The organism is Chryseobacterium fluminis (genome assembly GCF_026314945.1).
GTDB classification, from domain to species: Bacteria; Bacteroidota; Bacteroidia; order Flavobacteriales; family Weeksellaceae; genus Chryseobacterium; species Chryseobacterium fluminis.
Genome location: NZ_CP111121.1, coordinates 3,461,343 through 3,481,113, shown reverse-complemented (window position 1 = coordinate 3,481,113; position 19,771 = coordinate 3,461,343). Strand labels below are relative to the sequence as shown.

Below are 19,771 nucleotides of genomic sequence, written 5' to 3'. Positions count from 1 at the left end.
TGGTTTTGCTGATGCTAATAAGAAAGTTATGGATTAGTACACACAGGCATACTGAATTAGTTTAACGAAAAAGGAGGTTTATATAAAGTTGCACAATAATCAGGGATGTTTAAGAAGGAACAATTAAGATTTATGAAGACGGAAATTCATGGGGTATACAAGGAACAGATAGATTAAATTAAAACAGCGGAAAATTTTGATTGGATTTTTGATGGAAAGAAGTTCAACCTGTAAAAATTGATATCTGATTACATTTCAAATATAAATATGTTTTTCAAAACTCGCCAATTAATGATGGATTCAAAATTTTAGTCTATGAAAATTTTTAAGATTTTTAATATCATATTCTTATTAGCAACAATATATCAGTTTTATAATTTTAAAGTTATATTTAGGTATAGTATTTCTGATGAAAAATTAAATGCTGAATATAATTATGAGCAATGTAGAATTACTAAAGCAGAGTATGAAAAAGAGTTGTTTGATATTGGAATAGAAAAGGAAAAAATAGTTCTGTATGAGAAAATAAATCAATTCTTATTGATAATAAATATTTTATTCTTTTTATATTGGGTTCATATATGGATTAATAAGAAACAATTCAGACGATTTAAGAATTTATTACGTACGGTCAGGGATATAATAAATCAGGCTGAAGAATAAATGTTCAATACAAGGATAAAAGTTATACAGAAAGTGTATATCATGTAGATGTCGCTTTTATGAAAAATGGACAGGGCGTATTTGGACATACGCTTTATTCACCATACTATAATAAATTTTATTAAAATGAATTATAAATATATATTCGTTAGTATTTCTATGTTACTTAGTTTAATACATTGCACAACAAATAAAAAGTCTACGAATGAACAAGATTTAAAAAAAATAGAAATATTGTTATCAAAACATAAAAGATATGCTTTTATAGATTTATACCGAAAATCACTTAGACAGGAAGAAAAAAAATATCACGTAAAAAAATGCGATTCCTTATTGGATGTATCGTCCACTGAATTATATAATGAAAATTGTTTAAAAGCTGATTTTTATTCTGATGACCATAAATCGTATAATGATGAGAATTATAATTTATTAATTTTGAAATGGCTCAAAAAGGATTATCCTGTTTATATGCCAACGGATAATCCTGATGTCAGAACAACAATGACATTCAAAAAAGCGTTAGATTTTTACGAGAGCGATGATTTGAATAAATATATAGATTCATTAAGGATTTTGTTTTACAAAAAGTATGAACGGCATAATCTAAAAAGTATAGATTGTGTTGAATAGAATATATACCGTCATTTGGCTGGATTTCATATTAAAGAGAGAGCATTCTTATCTAGTTAATAAAGTCCCAGTTTTTTTATAAAGTCCTAGTTTTCAAACTTTAAAATATGAAATCAACAATTTATAATTTTTTACTTATCGTTATTGGAGTGCTTTTGTATTTCATTATTTTCAAATATTTTTTTATTAAGTTTGATATCACTGGATTAATTCATGATATTATAGAGCCGGAAAAAGAAGCTTATATTGGGTTGAGCTATCTGGGGTATGTCTATTTTATTTATAGTCTCATTTGGATAGGCATTTTATTGATTATCAGTCATTATATTAAGAAAAACAAATACACCAAATCAAATTATATATTGATTATAATTTTTGCATTGATAGGTTTATCTGGGTTGTATATTCAATTCTTGAACTAGTAAATTCCATTCATTAATCATTGTATAAAGCTTTGATTTTAAGATATATAATTAGCTCCAAAAAATTGACTCCATGTCAAATATTAAATCAGAGTAGGAATTTTTCTATTCTGATTTAGTTTTTACAGTTTATATTATGTTTGTTATACACATGAGGTATAAATCCAAATACAAGGTTTACCTAACTATAGATTAGAGTACTGAAACTACCAAAGAGAAGTAAAATATACGCAAGATTTGTGGTCTGTTCAACAATATTATAAGCATAAAAAGACTTCGGGATTATGAATAGAATTATTTTTTTAGTTATTTTATTGTACTGTAACTGTGCTTTTTCGCAGAGTATTTCTTTAAAAGTGAGTGATAATCTACACTACATCTACATTACTGTAAAATCAGAAAGCAGTATCAGTATCAAAAAGGATATAGAATATGCCAATAATAACTTTTATCAAGTAAAAACAATAGGGGTAAGTCCAAATAAATTAACCGTATTTTTATACGATGAAAAGGGCAACTTCATTGAAAGTGGAATTGCTAATAAAACAATTGGGAAAGCAGACTTTGAATCTGCTGAACAGCTTGACTCTTATTGGAAAGAAAAAGAAATATTAAATAAGGCATATCAAGACATACGTCAAATTAAGATGAAATTCCTACATCTAAAAACATTATATTAAAATATCCTTTTCGTATTTATAGTGATGCAACCTCTCTTTTTAAGGAATATCCCTGTACCATGCTCAACTGCTGGTATGAATTTTATACTTTAGAAAAAGGCAGGAAATACAAAATGCAAATTCAATTAAAAGTGAAATCTAAAATATCCAGATCTAATATTGTAGAATTTATTTATTAACAAAATGAAGACTTTCTCTTCAAAGGTAAACTCCCTTTTTGGAATAGGTAATTTGTTTTGTAAGCTTATACCATTTGACTCGTGAAAAAAAGAAATATATATTTATTTATACTGATTATACTTTTAGGAATATTTATCTTATTTAGACCCGATTTATTTATAAGGGAAATATTTAATTCTAAGAGGACTTCGAAAATACCGGAAAAATATGAAACCTACATACCTGCAGATTTTATTTCTCATCATGTTTATACCATAGAATATTCAGAGAGCCCGCCGGTAAGCTTTTTTAGAAATGACACAATTGATTTTATTACAGTCCAGTATGATTGTTATTCTAAAATGGATATCGCCTATTCCAAAAATGGTATTGAAAATTTAAATAACAAATTTTCCGGTGCATTTGAATTCAAAAATTCATTAGTCAGATATTTTAACAGGAATATTGGAAATGAAAAAATAAAAGTAATCAGATTCACCGGAGATTATACCGTAAGCATTAATAATGAAAAGATCAATTGCACCTACTTTACGGGAGATTTTGAAATATTAATCAATAATAAAAAAATAGTTTCCTACAAAACATTGGATAAAAGTTGTGTCATCCTTAAAAAGGATCAATCAGTCATACAGTTATACATTGTAGATAGTGACAACAAAGAGGTGATCAATCAATTTTTGCTTTAATAATCCGAGAGAAAAACGGCAATAAATTCTGTATTTAAAAAAGTTAAAAGAGGAACTTTTGGAACCTATTCAGCAGCTGGAGGTCAATTAATGTATGATGGAGTTATATATTCCCAAGGTAATATTTGTGGATATAGGCTCAGTTTCAGGATGGAAACAACAATTACATCTGCTATTGCCGCCACTGAAGCTGGTGTTGCTTTAGCAGGGCCTTATGGATTTTTAGTAAGGTCAACAATTAATAATGAATTTAAAAATATCAATAAAAAGCCAAATACAGGCTTTAAGAGAGCTGATTATAGTTAGTATAATATATTTCGGAACCATGTCTTTTCTGTATCTGAAAACTGATTTTGATTTATTCAGGATACTTTTTTTTTTCGACAATATGTTTCTACTTACTGGTGATTTTATTACCTGTCGTTATTTTGCATATTAATTATTTAAACAATAATAGTTTTAAAGACATTTCCGTTTATAAAAATAAGCTGGTTATCGGTAATAAAGAATATCATGCAGAAAATATTCAGTCCATTACCCTATATGCGACCCATCAGCATTTCAATAATTCAGTTGGCGCCTTTTCATTTGCCTACAATGATTACTATTACTACAGTGAAATTATCTTACAGAATAGTTCCGAAAAAATAATTTTAACTTCTTTGCTTGGTTATAAGCTCGATAAAATTTTAAGAGAAAACTTTGAATCCGTAAAAACGATTGAGCATATGGGAGGTTTCTTTTCATTATTAATTAAATGAAATTTAAAAAACTAAGTTTGTACAAATACATCAATCATACGGCAGAGGTTGCTATTTCTCAGAACAAATGATTAAATTAGTTCCGTTCAACAATATAAAAAAAGCAAGTTCCCGAAAATTATCGGTAAAACTAAATAACCAGATATGCAATCCCACATCCTTATATCAAAAATAATCGTCTGTATTTCTACCCTATTTTTAATTGCAGGCTGTAATGAAAAAAAGATTCAGAAAACCAAATTACCATAACCATCAGACCCATTGACAGCAAAACCAAACATCCTAGAATCAATATGTTTGATACGATAGTCATTAGAAAACAGGGCATTGGTTATTTAATAAAGACTTTTAATAAAGTTGGTGAATACATCACAGATTCTACAGGAACAGTTAATATTAAAGTCGATTCTACTAAGATATATGACATTTCAGTTTTCGGTTTGAATGGATCAGGAGGTGAAATATATTATCCCGGGAATTTAAAAAATGGTCAGGTAGTCAATATAGAGGCTATTGATCAGCAGATCATTAAAATAGGTAAACAATAATTTCGGTTGACAAAAATGTTGGTTGCAACGAAGATCTCATTTACAACTTATGTAAAATACTTTTATTTCTCCATTATTTTTAAAAAGCATTAGATTTCAATTGAATTCATGCATGGCAGACCATAAAAAACCGTCCCACAAATAGTGAGACGGCTGTTTTACAGATTGTATGAACCTATAAATTCGGATTATTCTCAATCTCCTTCTGCGGAATCGAAAATAAATAATACCTGCTGTTCGCTGTAAACGCGGACTGGTCCGGGAAAGCAAAAATCGTATGCCCTCTTCCATTCACGGTTTTCACGATGCCGTCCGGAGTGGTAATCTGCACCTGAATTGCCTGTCCGCTAGTATTTGTAAATGGTTTTCTTACCACGGTTCCCTGTGTTCTGATAATATCGGATAACGAAAAACCTTCACCGAACAGTTCTTTTCTTCTCTCAATCAGAACTTCTTTGATGACCTCATTCTGAGCCATAGATCCTGCATATGGATTGGCATTTCTTGCCAATTTCAACTGATTTAAAACCCCTACGGCATTGCTGACATTTCCGTTTCTTGCCTCAGCTTCAGCTTCAATTAAATACATTTCAGCAGCTCTCATGAAAACGATGTCTGCAATTAAATTTGCCTTAAATTTAAACTTGGCGTATCTCAACAGCCCTTCCCTACCCGGATTTCCATCCCATGAGAATAAAGAATAACGGATATCGTTCGTATCAAACAAATCTTTAAAATAAGGATCTGCCATAAAGCTGTAATAATAGCTTCCCGAAGAGGAAACATCCAAAAAGTGAAACGCATAGCTTTCACCCGACTGTTCCTGCGTCTGCCCATGTCCCCAGATCCATTCGCCGTTGCTGATGTCATTGAAGCCATCCTTATATTTCTCGGCAGTCATTAAAGCATATCCGTTCCTGGCAATTTTTGCGGAAGCAGCAGCCTTCGTCCATTCACCCGTATTCAGATAGGCTCTTGCCAAAAGGCCATTCACCACCGATCTGTCGATTTTATCTTTATTATTTCTTGAATAATTCTGTAGTAACAGATCAGCATCCTTCAGATCACTTTTGACCAGCGTATAAATTTCCTCCAGGCTTGCTTTTTTCTTTCCGACTGAGCTGGTGGTCGTAGGTTCGGTATAAATCGGGGCCGTGAGTGCATTTTTATCCTTTAAATAACTGAACTGGTAAAAACTTGCCAGGTTCAGGTAACAGAATGCTCTCAACGCTTTTGCCTGGCCCTTCACCTGGTCTTTTTTCTCCTGAGTTCCTTCTGCAGCATCAATTCTCGCAATAACATTATTCATATTATTGATGACGGAGTATAAAGAATTCCAGATATACAAAGGCCGGCTACCGGTATTGTTCACCAGATCCGTGAAAGCGTAGGCGCCTGGAAAACCATATTTATTGGTTAAAACCGCGACGTCACTTCCCATGGCATCACTCGTTCTCAACACGGTAGAATATCCTATGTTGGCATAAGTTGGTCCGTCATCATTGAATTTTGCCCAGGTTCCGTTAATAACAGTTTCAGCACTTTCGGCTGTTTTGAAAACCTCCGCTTCATTAGCCTGATTGGTAGGAGCAGTTTCCAGATCGCTTTCACAGCTTGTTAAAAACAGGGCTGTGATTAAAGCTAAAGACAGATATTTTAATTTTTTCATTGGTTTAATTTTAAAAGTTTAAAGAGTAGCCTGTAATCCGAAGGTAACCGTTCTCATCGCCGGATACCGGTAATATGTTGTCCCGTCTAAGGTCTGCTCAGGGTCCATTCCCTTATGTTTGTAAAAGGTTAAAAGGTTTTCAGCCTGTACATAGATTCTGAATTTCTTCAGTCCTATTTTTTCAAAATAATCGGTCGGAAGTGTGTATCCCAAACTTACATTTTTCACCCGGGCATACGTTCCGGAGTATAAAAATCTTGACGACGTTGAAGTCCAGTTATTGGTGGTTGTACTTAAAGCCGGAACATCCGTATCTGTATTTTCCGGAGTCCATCTGTTGATCATCTCGGCACTCCAGGCCCGTCCTGCCGAACTACCGTTATGCATTAACATGGTATAATCGGTATCTAAAATCTTTCCTCCCACGCTGAAAGTCACCAACGTTGAAAAGTCAAAGTTTTTATAAGCCAGGCTTGTCGTTAAACCACCCATAACCTTAGGAAGTGATGATCCTGCAAAGTTTTTGTAGCTTTCGCATATTCCGAGGTCGTTCCTTCCACCGTATTTCCTGCAGCATCAGTCGTTATGGTTTTCCAAAGCGGATTTCCGTTTGTCGGATCTACTCCCATCCATTCCGGAATGAAGAAATCGTAGATGGATCCTCCAACTTGTAACAGTTTTGTTCCGCTGACAATAGAACCTTTCGGAAGTTTTGTGATCTCATTTTTTAAAGTACTTAGATTAAGATCTACATTCCATTCAAAATCGCTTGTTTTAATTGGTGTTGTGAATAAAGAAAATTCAAAACCTTTATTTTTCAATTCCCCGATATTTGCCTGATATTCTGTGAAGCCCAGTGATGGCGCCAAAGGCATTCCGAATAAAAGGTCTTTACTCTGGCGCTGGAAATATTCTACATTCCCTTTAATTCTGTTTTTTAAAATCGCGAATTCCAAACCTACGTTTAAATTAAGGTTGGTTTCCCATTTCAGATCCGGAGTCGGCAATTTATTGGCAACCGTGCCCCCTTCGCCCAGATTATTGTAAAAGTCATACAAACTTTGGTAAGCATAATACGTACTCAGTTTATCATTCCCCTGGCCACCGTAGCTTGCCCGAAGCGTTAAATGGTTGAAGAAATTTAAATTTTTAATAAAAGTTTCGTTGGATGCTTTCCAGGAACCTCCGACAGACCAGAATGTCCCCCACCTGTTTTCAGGAGAAAATCTTGAAGATCCATCTGCTCTCACCGATCCGGAAAGGAAATATTTATTCTGATAATCGTATTCCGCTTTTCCAAGGTAACTCAGCAATCCCAACTGATCACTGCTTCCGCTGAATCCTCCTAATAAGGCCGCCGCATTAGGCTCGTAGTAATAAGGAAGTGAGAACTGGCTTCTGTTTCCTGAAATGGTCTGATATTCGTAATGGTAAAATTCCTGTCCACCCAAAATATTAATGTGATGCTGTCCGATTTTTTTATCATATGTCAAAATATTACTCGTAGTATAAGAAAGCGTTCTTGAATTGGTTTTCGTTACCGACCCTCCGATTTCCGCACCTTCACCCAACAATGGATTGGTGTAATAATGACCATTGTAATTCACTAAATCAACCGAAAAACTTGTTCGGAATTTAAGTTCCGGAAGGAAAGTAAATTCAGCAAAACCTTTTCCTGAAAAGTTATCTTCCCTGTTTTCATTTTTATCTAAAGGCAGTGTCGCTGCTGCATTTTCGTTCTGTAATGCACTGGTCGGTCTGTATTTTCCGAAATCGTAAATATAGTTTCCGTTGGAATCCAGCCTATAGCTTCCGTCTGCATTCCTTTCATAATACGGGTAAAAAGACGGAATAATTCTCGCGGCATTAATCACATTATCCGTTCTGGAATCTGATGAAGGCGGCGCTTCCTGGAGACTGTTGGTATAGGCTAAGTTCGCTCCCAGGTTCAGCCATTTTTTGACTTCAGAATTAATTTTTAATCTGGTACTGTATCTCTTAAATCCTGACTCAATGGCAATTCCCTTATCATCGAGGTATCCCAGAGAGAAGAAATAATTGCTCTTCTCATTTCCACCGCTGATGTCCAGGTCCACCTGGTTCCTTGAAGCCACTCTCTGCAAGATATCTTTCCAGTTGTCGTTCCATAAAGGAGTCGCTCCGGCTACCAGCTTCCCGTCTGTTCCCACCGGTTTTGTATAGCTGGCTCCATAAGGATTAATGCCTAATGCATTCACTAAATTATCCGTTGCCATCTGCGCTGCCTGCTGAGAAGAAATCTGGCTGGACTTATACCCGTTTCTCAATGCTTCCCAATACAGTTCGTAGTACTGATCGGTACTCAGCTGCTCATAATCTTTTACAGCACGGCCTGAAAAGCCCTGACTGATATTAAAATTCACGCGGGCTTCTCCTTTCTTACCTGATTTTGTCGTAATAATGATAATTCCGTTCGCTCCTCGTGATCCGTACAGGGAACTCGCTGTCGCATCCTTCAGCACACTGATCGATTCGATATCATTAGGACTTATTGAATTGATATTTCCGTCGAAAGGAATCCCGTCTACCACAAACAGAGGATTGCTGGAAGCACTGACAGAACCGATCCCACGAATTCTTATTGATGCCGTGGAACCCGGCTGTCCCGAAGAACTTACTGCCTGAAGTCCCGGAACCTGCCCTTCCAGTGCTTTCGTGATATTGGTAACGGGTCTGTTGTTGATTTTCTCGCTGGAAATGGTTGCTACCGAACCTGTATAACTTGTCCTTTTTGCTTTTCCGTACGCGACCACCACGACTTCATCGATCTCTTTTTCATGAAGCGTATCATTTTTTGTCTGCTGCGCATTAATCTGTGCTATCCCGAGAAAGAATGCCGCTACCGGCGGAATCCAGACTTTTGAATTAATTGAATCTTTGTTAATCATAATCAGTTTTTTATACCAAATATTAAAAATTTACCCTTTACAGAATAGTCAGCAAAGGGCACCGATCAATACGATTAACCAATTGCTTATTTTTCCTTTAAAGGCTGAATGTAACACCTTGCTTTGTGCAGGTTGTTAAGATTTCACAGGGTCAGTTCCCTCCATCTTTCTTTATAAGCCGATCGAAATAGGTCTGCAAATCTAAAAACAATTAGTCTATAAAACAAGTAGACTTTTGAAAAATTAATTATAATTTCACAAAAATTAAGTTAATTTTTAACCAAAAACCAATGAAACAACTACTTACGTAAAAATGTTAAATTAATAAATATGAGAAATATCATTAAAAATAATGCAATGGAAAAATTTATCTCTGCCCGAATTCATGTACGTAGTGGGTTTTGTCAGGTACGATTTCAGAATCACATCAAAAAGTGGTCTATAGATATCTGCGAGATATTGCGTTTATTTTTTTCTGAAAACAATCGTAACTACTGCGGCATAAATAAAAAAACTTAATTAATTTTATAGAATGAAAGTTTTAATTGTAAACGGACCTAATCTAAATCTGTTGGGCACACGAGAACCTGAGATCTACGGGACAACTTCAATGGAAAATTATCTGGAAATCTTAAGATCAGAATTTCCCAGTCATGAATTATACTATTATCAGTCTAATATCGAAGGAGAACTGATTAACAGATTGCAGGAAGATGATTTTGATGCCGTAGTGATCAACCCGGGCGCTTTCACCCATTACTCTTATGCGATCGCAGATTGTTTAAAGAATATCAGGAAGCAGAAAGTGGAAGTTCACATCAGCAATATTTACCAGAGAGAAGAGTTTCGGCAGAAGTCTGTAACAGCAGCGAATACGGATGCTGTGCTGTCTGGATTCGGATTGGATGGATATCGTCTGGCTATCTTAAGTTTAAAGTAATTTCCCGATGTTGTCATGGAAGTAAGCGATTCGGTGTACTGTAAAAACGTTGGAATATATGCTGGTCAACTGACTAAGAGGAAGTCATACAAAATCATAGAAATTAATCCACAGAATATTAGAATACAAAATGATGAAAATAAATTAAAATGGTATGCAAAATGGTATTTTGATTTAAACAATGAACCGGAAATAGTTTCAATTCATATAGACGACGAAATAACGGATGAAGAATCTGATCTTATAGAAGTGAGTATCGATTTAGTTAACGGCGCCAGGTACTGGGTCGTTTTTACCACCCCAAAATATTTGGATCAGATGCTGAATGACGAAAACCATTTTTCCGCCTACCACTGCATCATCATCAAAAACCTGAATGAAAAATCAATTCAATCAGTAATTTATCAATTGGATGAACAGAACGAGCTACTTGAAAACTGTAAAAAATATTAAAAAAGCCTCATCAAACTGATGAGGCTTTGTAACTTAGTTTGTTGTTTGTTCCTGCAATTGAGGACCGGAAGCAATAAGCTTTTTCCCTTCTTCAGTATTGCAGTACTGCTCAAAATTTGTGATATATTTTGCAGCAAGATCTTTTGCTTTTTCTTCCCATTCAGCCACATTGCTGTAAGAATCCCTGGGATCTAAAATTCCTTCAGAAACATTCGGTAATTCTGTAGGAACTTCAAGATTCATGATTGGGATTCTTGTTTTCGGAGCGTTTTCAATAGAACCGTCAATGATCGAATCGATAATCGCTCTGGTATCTTTTAGAGAAATTCTTTTTCCTGTCCCGTTCCAGCCTGTATTGACAAGGTATGCTTTAGCTCCGTGCTCTTTCATTTTTCCGATCAACGTTTTTGAATACATGGTCGGATGCAATGTCAGGAATGCTTCACCAAATGCCGGTGAAAAAGATGGCTGAGGTTCCGTGATTCCTCTTTCGGTACCTGCCAGTTTTGAAGTATATCCACACAGGAAATGATATTGAGCCTGGTTTTCGTCCAGAACAGAAACCGGAGGCAGTACTCCGAATGCATCCGCAGACAGATAAACAATTTTTTTGGCATGTCCTGCTTTTGAAGGCAGAACAATTTTATTAATATGATAGATCGGATAAGATACTCTCGTATTTTCTGTGATTGACCCATCCGTATAGTCGGCAACCCCGTTATTCACCACGACATTTTCAAGAAGGGCATCTCTCTTGATGGCTCTGAAAATATCCGGTTCTTTTTCCTCAGAAAGATCAATTACTTTGGCATAACAGCCTCCTTCGTAATTGAATACTCCATTGTTATCCCATCCATGCTCGTCATCGCCGATCAGATATCTTTTGGGATCTGCAGATAAAGTTGTTTTTCCTGTACCTGAAAGGCCGAAGAAAAGCGCAACATCACCTTCTTCACCTACGTTGGCAGAACAGTGCATGGAAGCCATCCCTTTTAAAGGCAGATAATAATTCATCATGGCAAACATTCCTTTTTTCATCTCCCCACCATACCAGGTTCCTCCGATGATCTGAAGTTTCTCCGTAAGATTGAACATGATAAAGTTTTCAGAATGCAATTCCTGCGCTTCCCAGTTCGGGTTGGTCGTTTTAGAACCATTGATCACGGTAAAGTCCGGTTCCCCGAAGTTTTCAAGCTCGTAGTGAGAAGGACGGATGAACATATTGGTAACGAAATGCGCCTGCCATGCTACCTCAACAATGAAACGCACTTTAAGTCTTGTGTCCGTATTGGTTCCACAAAAAGCATCAACGACATAGATTTTCTTTGAGGCAGAAAGCTGGTCCAGCACTAAATCTTTACAAGACTGGAAAATTTCCGCTGTAGTAGGCAAATTTACTTTACCGTCCCAGAAGATGGTTTCTCTTGTAACATCATCCTGAACGATATACCTGTCTTTAGGAGAACGACCTGTGAAAATTCCTGTTTTTACTGATACTGCACCAGATTCCGTAAGCTCAGCTTTTTCAAAGCCCTGATTTTCAGGAGAAACTTCATCTTGATACAATTCTTCGTAAGAAGGATTGTAAACGATTTCGTAATTTCCTTTAATCCCTAATTTTTCTAAATCCTGGATGATTTTAGCGTGTTTCATTTTACTTATATTTTCTATTTCTTTTTTGGGTATAACAAAATTAATATTAATTAATTGTTAAAGGTGGTTTAAATATAATGATATAAGTCAGAATGGCAAATAAAAAATAAGCCTTATAAGTTACTATTAATCAAATAATTAATTCATTCCAGTCGAAAATAGTGTTAAAACCTTTTCCCCAAAAATAGTCCTGATAGCCTTCAAATTTTGAGCTCATTACAAAATCTCCGCCCCATGCTCCCAAACTTTTAATAAAAACCGGACAATCGGGAAAAAACTGTTGTCTCACTGTGGGAATTTCAAGGAAATCGGATATTTTTTGCTCATGAATGAACAGGAGTTCAGAAAAATTTTCCAATTCGTTACATAGCAAAATATTTCTTGTGAGATCCGAAAATTCATCAACCCGTTTTTGAGACTTCTCTTTTGACCTGTAAAAACTGATTCCTTCACGGCTGTCCTGTTTTTGATTCAGGTGAATGAAAATAAGCTCATTTTTGAAAGGAGGACTGAAATTCACCTTTTCATAACTAATCTCAGGAACGTTCCGGAAAAGCACTGCTGATTTCTCTTTAGCAACTGCTATATCGTAACCGCTTCCACCCAGACTTATCTTATTAAGAAAGAAAGGATCGATCTCTGCCCATTCCGCGAGATTATTCATTAAGGTAGAACTGCTTCCAAGTCCGTAATTGGCAGGAAACTGAAGGTTGGTTGTTAAATGATACGTGAAGTCGTTTCTGAATCGAATGGCTGAGAGTGCCTGAACGTTCTTTAAGGTCTTCAGGATAAATTCAGCACCTGACGGAATATTGGTTTCTACAATCTGCCAGCTTTTATAATCAATGACCGCTTTCAGCCATAATTTGTTCTGATGATAGGCTTCCCAAAAAATCAAAGATTTCTGATCATCCTTTTGATAAAAGGAAAGCTCTTGTCCCAGCCTGGTAGGTACTGCTAAGACAAGAGCTCCGTCCATTGCGAAATATTCTGAAGTAAGCATAAGCTTTCCCGGTGAAAATATTCCGCTCATATTTTTAATTTTTAGATTGCTGATGCAACGTCTACAGAAGAATCGATTTTTTTAATTAATCCCTGAAGGGTTTTTCCGGGACCCACTTCGATAAAGTTGGTTGCTCCGTCCTTAATCATCTTCTGAACAGACTGTGTCCATTTTACCGGACCCGTAAGCTGTGCAATAAGGTTCTGTTTTATTTCTTCAGGATTTGTAATCGCTGTCGTCGTAATATTCTGATATACAGGAATGGTCGCATTTCTGAATTTTGTTTTCTCAATCGCTGCCGCCAGTCTTTCCTGTGCAGGCTGCATTAGTGGAGAATGAAAAGCTCCGTTTACAGGCAGCATTAAGGCTCTTTTTGCTCCTGCTTCTTTTAATTGAGCACAGGCTTCTTCTACAGCGGCCGTTTCTCCCGAAATCACCAATTGTCCGGGACAGTTATAATTGGCAGGAACTACTACCCCATTGATCTGGGCGCAGATCTCTTCCACTCTGGCATCTTCCAATCCTAAGATTGCAGCCATTGAACTTGGATTGGCATTACAGGCATCCTGCATAGCTTTCGCTCTTTCAGAAACCAATTTCAGCCCGTCATCAAAGGACAAAACGCCGTTGGCTACCAATGCTGAAAATTCTCCTAAAGAATGTCCTGCTACCATTTCGGCTCCAAGACCGTTTACTGCTTTCAGCGCAGCTACGGAATGTATAAAAATAGAAGGCTGGGTAACTTCTGTTTTTTTCAGGTCTTCATCTGTTCCATTAAACATAAGGGAAAGGATATCAAACCCTAAAATTTCATTGGCAGATTCCATCATGTCCTTAATGTCTTTTCTGGAATCATACAATTCTTTCCCCATTCCTACAAACTGAGAACCCTGCCCAGGAAATACAAGTGCTTTCATGTATTAATTTAAAATATTTTGCAAATATAAATATAATGTTAACAATATTCTCTAACTTGATTCAAATCATTTAGGGAACCAGTCTGATAACCCTGTAACCTGTATTTACGTAAGCTCCGTTTGCTTTTGATTTTACAAACTCAAATTTGGTTGCCAACTGAGTCTGAACTTTATTGATCTGTCTGAAGATTTCTCCTTTTCTGTTTTCTCTGCTCAGCATGTCATTTACTACATCAAAGCCGATAACAGCATATTTTGGAGGCGTCTTGCAATATTTACTTTTATAAGCTGCGAGAATTTCTTTTTCAAAACTACCTTCTGCGTTGATCTTTCTGTCCATCAGATACACCAGATTTGCCTGGCTCAGCTCATCCACTTTCTTTTCAAAAACCGGTGAGTAATACATACTGAAAGCTTTCACTCCCTGTACTTCTTTGGATAAGGCAATAACCCTGCTCGCAAAAGCATCTCCGGCCGTTCCATTATCATTTGCTAAAACAGCAATCACAGGAGCCGATTGCCCCGTCATCATATTCTGATCCAGCTGGATATCTGCCGGTGAATTTACAATGATTACATTGGGCGTTTTTAATGCTTTTTCAAGGCCTGCTTTAATATAATTGGCATTGTCTTTTTTAGCGTCTGCAACGATATAGACTTTCTGATCAGAATACGCCGATTTCACTTCATCAATAATTTTATCCGCATAGGTCTGATCATTGGTTTCCACAATAATCAGATTGCTGTAATTGTATAATTCCGGAGAGTTGGCAAATGGCGCTACGATCGGGATTTTCTGATTTTTAGTGAAGTCGAGTACGTCAACGACATTTGATTTAAAGAATGGTCCGATAATCAGGTCTGTATTATCCGGATTTATTTGAGTCAGTGAATTTCGGAAGGATGCTTCATTTCCCGAATCCACTATTTTCACATCTAATTTCTGTCCGTTTCTGGCATTTCTTTCAATAGCCAGCTTTGCTCCTGTCAAGAAATCAGTTGCCATGGTCCGATACTGAGTTTCGTTGGTACTGTATCCGAAAGGTAACATTAGCACAACGCTCAGGGCATCACCATTTTTCTTAACGTAAGCAGGATCAAGCTTTTTAATTTTTAAAATCATTCCTGATTTTAGTCCGTTAGATAAATCAGGATTTAAAGCGATTAAGTCATCGATAGAAATACCGAACTTATTGACAATAGAGAAAACGGTATCTCCCTGCTGAACGGTATAGGTCACATAATCATCTCCTACAGCCGTAGTGGTAGTGGAGGAAGATCTTTCGTTACCGGCATCTACTTTTGCTTTTGAACTGGTCTCCGCAACAGCTGTAGTTCCGGAAGTAGCTCCTTTCACTTTAATTGATTCTCCCGGCTTCAGGCCTCTTTCTTCCAATCCCGGATTGAGCTCAAAGAGCTCTTCCTTGGTAATATTAAATTGTCTTGAAATTCTGTAATAATTATCTTTCGACTGTACCACATATTCACCTTCCGTTGCCTGATGATCTGCGGTCTGTATCTCAACAGCTCTTTCTGCAGGCTTGGAAGCTGCAGCAATACTTTGCTGCTGGTCACCACCATATTTTTTGATACTTTCAAGAGGTAAAGTGATTTCATCTCCGATTTTCATATGGGAATCCAATTCGGGATTCAGTTTTCTTAAATCGGTTTCAGAAATGCGGTATTGTTTTGTAAGTCCGTAGATGGTCTGCTTAGGCTGTAACACAATTTTTCCAACCTGAGAATTATTCACCGGCTTTGAAGCTACCCCTGTTTTAGGTGCTGCAGCTGCTGCAGCTTTCTCAGTTTTGACGGTTAAAATATCTCCAAGCGCCAGCTTACCATCTTTCACCTTCGGATTCAGCTTATACAATTCATCTACAGTGAGTCCGTACTTTTTGGCAATATTGTAAGGAGTATCTCCTTTTACAACGGTATGCGATTTCTGAGCAGATACTCCCAACATCATACATAAACCGGATAGAATAAAAAACCTCTTTATCATAGTTGCAAATTATATGTACAAAAATACTTCTTTAAAATTAAATGGCAACAATTATTAGTTTGGACTCCCTTATTTCCATCTCTTCTAAACAAGTTTCAAGCCATGAATATCCATAATCTGCGAAGAATACGCTAAAATTATAAACCCTTTCCTGCCAGGTTTTAGAAGGATGTACATCTAAAAAGAGATTTTCCAGTCTTTCTAACAATTCAGTCTGTTTTATTTTTTCGGCATGAAGAAGACGTTTTTTTAATCTTTTAAAGGATTTCAGCTGTCTTACTTCTTCTGCCTTTACCATATTTCCAAAGGACTGTTCGGTCGTTTCAGCGGCCGCTTTTAAATCGGAAAACTGCTTTGCAAGGAGATCCTCCTTCTCTTCAAGCAATTTCAGAATGTCATTATTATTTAATATCTTATTGTTGGTGATCGTAGTAAAATTATGGAAGAAATCTTCAACTTTCAGTTCCAGTTTTTCAATTTTACCTAATGTTTTTTCTTTCAGAAAGAGCATAGAATTTCTTGGAATTAGAATCGGAAAAGGAATATTAATTTTCGAAAAATAGTCCTTAAGTTCGAGCCAGTACATGATTTCAGCATTGCCCCCGATGTAAGCCAGATTAGGCAGGACCGTTTCCTGATAAACCGGTCGCATCAGCGCATTGGGACTGAATTTTTCCGGAAAGTTCTCCAGCTCGGTTAAAATTTCTTCTTCTGTAAACTGAATGTTCCGGTCTACGATATGGTAGTGTGTTCCGTCGAAATCTATTCTGTCTCTTGTTTCAGATAAATAAAAAAGATTGATCTCACGTGGATTTACCTGTACCTTACCATACTTTGCCGTTAAGAAATCTACTTTTTCTTTTGTATTTTTATATAAGCTGAAATGAAGGAGCTCTCCTTTAAAAGTATTGCTGATCTGTTTTTTGAGGTCTATAGAGTCTCCGTCAAGAATGAGTAATCCAAATTCTGAAAAAAGACGGTTTACCAGAGTTCTGATGGCTGTTGTCAGCGTATTTCCCGGTTGATATGCCTCTTTTAACATCAAAATCAGTTCGGTTCCGAAGATCGAATCTTTAAATTCTTTTTCAAATTCAGAAATGAAATAAGTATCGCTGATCTTTATTCTCCCAACCGGACCGCCGGGTTTTTCGTTGTTTTCGTAATAGTTATTCTCTGTTTTAAAATGGTTGATCTCGGCAAAATCATGATCTTCCGAAGCCATCCAATAGACTGGAACAAAATTAAAATCAGGAAAGCTTTCTTTTAAATCACGGCACGTTTTAATGGTCTGTAAGATTTTATAAACGAAAAAAACCGGTCCCGAAAATAAGTTGAGCTGATGTCCGGTGGTGATGGTAAAGGTATCAGACCGCCTGAGACTTTCGATATTTTCTTTTTGTCCTGAAGAAAGCGAAAGGTTTTTTGACTGGTCGATGAACACTTTGTATAAAACCTCTCTCTGTTCCTCTGTAAAAGAGCTTTGTTTGAGGTGAATCTGTTTTTTAAAATTATCAAAAGAAAAAATATTTTCTTCAAAACCCTCTATTTTCTGATTTAAAAAATCTTTGACAAGCTGAGGAATACTCTCTATATCGTTGAACGATATTTTATTAATTGTTTTCAACTTTAATTAAGTTTTAGTTGAACAAATACCACACAATTCCGATATTTAATCTAAAATCATAGACCGGATAATGGGGAAATGCATAGGCTTTATTGTGAGACAAAAGCGTCCCGACCTGTTGTCCTTCTATAAAAAAGAACATCTTTTTCACCTTCATATTAATATACACATCAGCGATAGGCTGCCCACCGATGGAAAAAGAATTTGTTCCCGGTAAAATATAGTCATTAAGAACCGGAAAATATTCTCTGGAAGCAAATTTAGAGAAATAATATACTTTTATTCCCGCCTGGATTTCAGCAGCATTTTTAAAGGCCTTTGACTGATAGAAGAAATTGGCTCTTCCTATAAAACCGGGCATTGGTAAAAGTTCTTTGTTCGTCAGTGCGTTCTGGAACTGCAATCTTGTGTTCAGGTGAAAATTTCTGTAGCTGAAAGTCGCGTCACCTCCAATCTGAGAAATATTCAGGGGACTTTCACTCTGGGCAGGCATCGATTCGGCATCAAAATAGGTATAGTTATCGATCCTGAAGTAGTTGGCAAAGAGTTCTGTCTTAAACCACTTTAAATTGATGCTCCCCCCGATTTCCGTGATTGCCTGGTTTTTGGCGTCCTGTAAGTAATAATTAAAATTATTATACACAGAAGTATTGACAAGGTAATTAAATGATGGTGATGCGCTCTGAAAATTAACCCTGGCATTGACAAAATAATCTTTGACCGGCTCAAACTTTAGCTGATTGGTCGTTTTCACGTAACTTCCGAACTGACTTCCGTTTGAAAACTCCAGGAATGAATTGAGCTGTATTTTATCAAACAGCTTTACCTGCAGATTGCCAACCGCTCCTATCCTGCTTTCCTTCATTTCACTGGGAATATCAAAATTAGGAGATACCAGTTCTGTGGTTCCGAACTTTAACATCTGGTACCGGACCCCGGCATCCAGTTTAAACTTTTCATTATCCCAGACCATACTTACGGTATTGCTGAAATTATTGGAATATTTCTTTGTTGATAACGGGAATCCTGAAACAAGCTGAGATTCGTCATCGTACAAATATGGTTCTAAAGCATCCTGATGGTAATAATATTTATTCCCTTGGTTTGATATCGTATGTCTTATTTTAAAAGGAATCTTTTCTGAATTAAAAGGCGCAAACTGATGAGTCAGATAATATCTCCTGTAGGAAAACTGGGAACTTGTTCCGGTAAGATTTATCTGTGCGTTCGTCCTGTTTCTAAAATCACTGTCGCCACTCATGAAAAGGCTGTCTGCGACAATTCCTCCATTTTCCTGGTTATTTACATTTTGATGCAGATAGTGGGCGAATACTTCATAATTTCCGCTTTTAGAAGTATAATGTCCTGAAAATAGGGTATTGTTATTGGCAGCCAGGGAATTTCTGTAGAGACCTTGTGAACGCAGTCCCATGTACTCTAAGGCAAAATTGAACCTTTTCCCGATATTCTGGGTATAAGTAGATTTCAGAACGGCTCCGTTTTTCATTGAGTTATGATAGATGAATGCGGCGGTGGGCGTTTTTACATCATAATATTTAACATCACTTATCCCTAGAATCCCATAAGATTTATTGGCAGGCAGCAATGACAAATTTTCTTCGGCATTCACCTCATAAGACAGCGGATTAAATCCTGACCCCACGTTGGCAAACTGCACCCGTCCGAAATTATCTCTGTTGTTATATTGAGAAAATATATAGGTCTTATCAAAAGTCATTACGGTATCAAAAACCTTTTTCTCCGAAAACTGGGTCTGATACTGATAATCATTAATCGTAGGCTTAAATATTTTCATAGAATCCTTTTTTCCGGAATCGATGACTAAAGTGTCTTCTTCTTTAGGAAGCTGATTAAAATCTGTTTTATTAACTACCTGTGCCTGAGATATAAAACTAAAGAAAATCAGAAATGCAAGTATATACTTCATGTATTTATTTATATTATTCAAAAAGTCATATGCCATCCTACACCGAAGATGTTAATATC

The 19,771-nt window shown here is 36.3% G+C and carries 18 protein-coding genes and 1 riboswitch; of the genes, 9 read left to right on the top strand and 9 right to left on the bottom strand.

Annotation, left to right across the window (positions count from 1 at the left end):
• Positions 1-315: 315 nt before the first annotated feature.
• From ODZ84_RS15905 to ODZ84_RS15875, 7 genes are all read left to right on the top strand, one after another.
• Positions 316-663: a hypothetical protein gene (locus ODZ84_RS15905; protein ID WP_266173408.1), complete on the top strand. Its 348-nt coding sequence runs from the start codon at positions 316-318 to the stop codon at positions 661-663.
• A gap of 126 nt (positions 664-789) precedes the next feature.
• Positions 790-1,296, top strand: a complete 507-nt coding sequence (locus ODZ84_RS15900; RefSeq protein WP_266173407.1) for a hypothetical protein — start codon at positions 790-792, stop codon at positions 1,294-1,296.
• A 706-nt stretch (positions 1,297-2,002) separates the two neighbouring features.
• Positions 2,003-2,398 (top strand): hypothetical protein, encoded by a 396-nt coding sequence (locus tag ODZ84_RS15895; protein WP_266173406.1) that lies wholly within the window; start codon positions 2,003-2,005, stop codon positions 2,396-2,398.
• Positions 2,399-2,919: 521 nt separating this feature from the next.
• Complete coding sequence (locus ODZ84_RS15890) at positions 2,920-3,264, top strand: hypothetical protein (RefSeq protein ID WP_266173405.1); 345 nt, start codon at positions 2,920-2,922, stop codon at positions 3,262-3,264.
• 150 nt (positions 3,265-3,414) lie between these two features.
• Positions 3,415-3,570: a hypothetical protein gene (locus ODZ84_RS15885; protein WP_266173404.1), complete on the top strand. Its 156-nt coding sequence runs from the start codon at positions 3,415-3,417 to the stop codon at positions 3,568-3,570.
• 98 nt (positions 3,571-3,668) lie between these two features.
• On the top strand, positions 3,669-4,025 hold the full coding sequence (locus ODZ84_RS15880) for a hypothetical protein (RefSeq protein WP_266173403.1): 357 nt from the start codon (positions 3,669-3,671) through the stop codon (positions 4,023-4,025).
• Positions 4,026-4,318: 293 nt separating this feature from the next.
• Complete coding sequence (locus ODZ84_RS15875) at positions 4,319-4,573, top strand: hypothetical protein (protein WP_266173402.1); 255 nt, start codon at positions 4,319-4,321, stop codon at positions 4,571-4,573.
• Positions 4,574-4,748: 175 nt separating this feature from the next.
• Here ODZ84_RS15875 and ODZ84_RS15870 read toward each other — a convergent pair whose 3' ends face one another.
• The 3 genes from ODZ84_RS15870 to ODZ84_RS15860 are packed head-to-tail and all read right to left on the bottom strand — an operon-like array spanning position 4,749 to position 9,169.
• Positions 4,749-6,242 carry a RagB/SusD family nutrient uptake outer membrane protein gene (locus ODZ84_RS15870; protein WP_266173401.1) on the bottom strand — a complete coding sequence of 498 codons (1,494 nt, stop codon included), beginning with the start codon at positions 6,240-6,242 and terminating at the stop codon, positions 4,749-4,751.
• Positions 6,243-6,260: 18 nt separating this feature from the next.
• Positions 6,261-6,734: a hypothetical protein gene (locus ODZ84_RS15865; protein WP_266173400.1), complete on the bottom strand. Its 474-nt coding sequence runs from the start codon at positions 6,732-6,734 to the stop codon at positions 6,261-6,263.
• Complete coding sequence (locus ODZ84_RS15860) at positions 6,722-9,169, bottom strand: SusC/RagA family TonB-linked outer membrane protein (protein ID WP_266173399.1); 2,448 nt, start codon at positions 9,167-9,169, stop codon at positions 6,722-6,724. Before ODZ84_RS15860 ends, ODZ84_RS15865 begins: the two co-directional genes overlap by 13 nt.
• A gap of 83 nt (positions 9,170-9,252) precedes the next feature.
• Positions 9,253-9,349, bottom strand: a riboswitch (SAM riboswitch).
• A 352-nt stretch (positions 9,350-9,701) separates the two neighbouring features.
• On the opposite strand from ODZ84_RS15860, the gene ODZ84_RS15855 reads away from it, so the two are divergent.
• Together ODZ84_RS15855 and ODZ84_RS15850 are read left to right on the top strand one after the other, a co-directional pair.
• Complete coding sequence (locus ODZ84_RS15855) at positions 9,702-10,109, top strand: type II 3-dehydroquinate dehydratase (protein WP_266173398.1); 408 nt, start codon at positions 9,702-9,704, stop codon at positions 10,107-10,109.
• Positions 10,110-10,124: 15 nt separating this feature from the next.
• Positions 10,125-10,562, top strand: a complete 438-nt coding sequence (locus ODZ84_RS15850; RefSeq protein ID WP_266173397.1) for a hypothetical protein — start codon at positions 10,125-10,127, stop codon at positions 10,560-10,562.
• Between the two features lie 33 nt (positions 10,563-10,595).
• Here the strand turns inward: ODZ84_RS15850 and pckA are convergent, their stop codons facing one another.
• The 6 genes from pckA to ODZ84_RS15820 form a co-directional block, all read right to left on the bottom strand.
• A complete protein-coding gene (gene pckA, locus ODZ84_RS15845) occupies positions 10,596-12,215 on the bottom strand; it encodes a phosphoenolpyruvate carboxykinase (ATP) (RefSeq protein WP_266173396.1) in 1,620 nt (539 codons plus the stop codon).
• Between the two features lie 130 nt (positions 12,216-12,345).
• Positions 12,346-13,248, bottom strand: a complete 903-nt coding sequence (locus tag ODZ84_RS15840) for a GYDIA family GHMP kinase (RefSeq protein ID WP_266173395.1) — start codon at positions 13,246-13,248, stop codon at positions 12,346-12,348.
• An 11-nt stretch (positions 13,249-13,259) separates the two neighbouring features.
• The gene (gene fabD / locus ODZ84_RS15835) at positions 13,260-14,135 is read right to left on the bottom strand and encodes an ACP S-malonyltransferase (protein ID WP_266173394.1); all 876 of its coding nucleotides are present in this window, start codon (positions 14,133-14,135) and stop codon (positions 13,260-13,262) included.
• 70 nt (positions 14,136-14,205) lie between these two features.
• Positions 14,206-16,140: a LysM peptidoglycan-binding domain-containing protein gene (locus tag ODZ84_RS15830; protein ID WP_266173393.1), complete on the bottom strand. Its 1,935-nt coding sequence runs from the start codon at positions 16,138-16,140 to the stop codon at positions 14,206-14,208.
• Between the two features lie 37 nt (positions 16,141-16,177).
• Positions 16,178-17,764: a bacillithiol biosynthesis cysteine-adding enzyme BshC gene (bshC, locus tag ODZ84_RS15825; protein ID WP_266173392.1), complete on the bottom strand. Its 1,587-nt coding sequence runs from the start codon at positions 17,762-17,764 to the stop codon at positions 16,178-16,180.
• A 13-nt stretch (positions 17,765-17,777) separates the two neighbouring features.
• Positions 17,778-19,712, bottom strand: coding sequence for a putative porin (locus ODZ84_RS15820; protein WP_266173391.1), 1,935 nt, complete (start codon positions 19,710-19,712; stop codon positions 17,778-17,780).
• Positions 19,713-19,771: the final 59 nt, after the last annotated feature.

Coding starts and splice junctions, on each gene's coding strand:
- ODZ84_RS15830 (WP_266173393.1), bottom strand. CDS start 16,140: ATGATAAAGAGGTTTTTTATTCTATCCGGTTTATGTATGATGTTGGGA.
- ODZ84_RS15855 (WP_266173398.1), top strand. CDS start 9,702: ATGAAAGTTTTAATTGTAAACGGACCTAATCTAAATCTGTTGGGCACA.
- ODZ84_RS15890 (WP_266173405.1), top strand. CDS start 2,920: ATGGATATCGCCTATTCCAAAAATGGTATTGAAAATTTAAATAACAAA.
- ODZ84_RS15820 (WP_266173391.1), bottom strand. CDS start 19,712: ATGAAGTATATACTTGCATTTCTGATTTTCTTTAGTTTTATATCTCAG.
- ODZ84_RS15850 (WP_266173397.1), top strand. CDS start 10,125: ATGGAAGTAAGCGATTCGGTGTACTGTAAAAACGTTGGAATATATGCT.
- ODZ84_RS15875 (WP_266173402.1), top strand. CDS start 4,319: ATGTTTGATACGATAGTCATTAGAAAACAGGGCATTGGTTATTTAATA.
- ODZ84_RS15905 (WP_266173408.1), top strand. CDS start 316: ATGAAAATTTTTAAGATTTTTAATATCATATTCTTATTAGCAACAATA.
- fabD (WP_266173394.1), bottom strand. CDS start 14,135: ATGAAAGCACTTGTATTTCCTGGGCAGGGTTCTCAGTTTGTAGGAATG.
- ODZ84_RS15895 (WP_266173406.1), top strand. CDS start 2,003: ATGAATAGAATTATTTTTTTAGTTATTTTATTGTACTGTAACTGTGCT.
- ODZ84_RS15870 (WP_266173401.1), bottom strand. CDS start 6,242: ATGAAAAAATTAAAATATCTGTCTTTAGCTTTAATCACAGCCCTGTTT.
- ODZ84_RS15860 (WP_266173399.1), bottom strand. CDS start 9,169: ATGATTAACAAAGATTCAATTAATTCAAAAGTCTGGATTCCGCCGGTA.
- ODZ84_RS15900 (WP_266173407.1), top strand. CDS start 790: ATGAATTATAAATATATATTCGTTAGTATTTCTATGTTACTTAGTTTA.
- ODZ84_RS15865 (WP_266173400.1), bottom strand. CDS start 6,734: ATGGGTGGTTTAACGACAAGCCTGGCTTATAAAAACTTTGACTTTTCA.
- ODZ84_RS15840 (WP_266173395.1), bottom strand. CDS start 13,248: ATGAGCGGAATATTTTCACCGGGAAAGCTTATGCTTACTTCAGAATAT.
- ODZ84_RS15885 (WP_266173404.1), top strand. CDS start 3,415: ATGGAAACAACAATTACATCTGCTATTGCCGCCACTGAAGCTGGTGTT.
- pckA (WP_266173396.1), bottom strand. CDS start 12,215: ATGAAACACGCTAAAATCATCCAGGATTTAGAAAAATTAGGGATTAAA.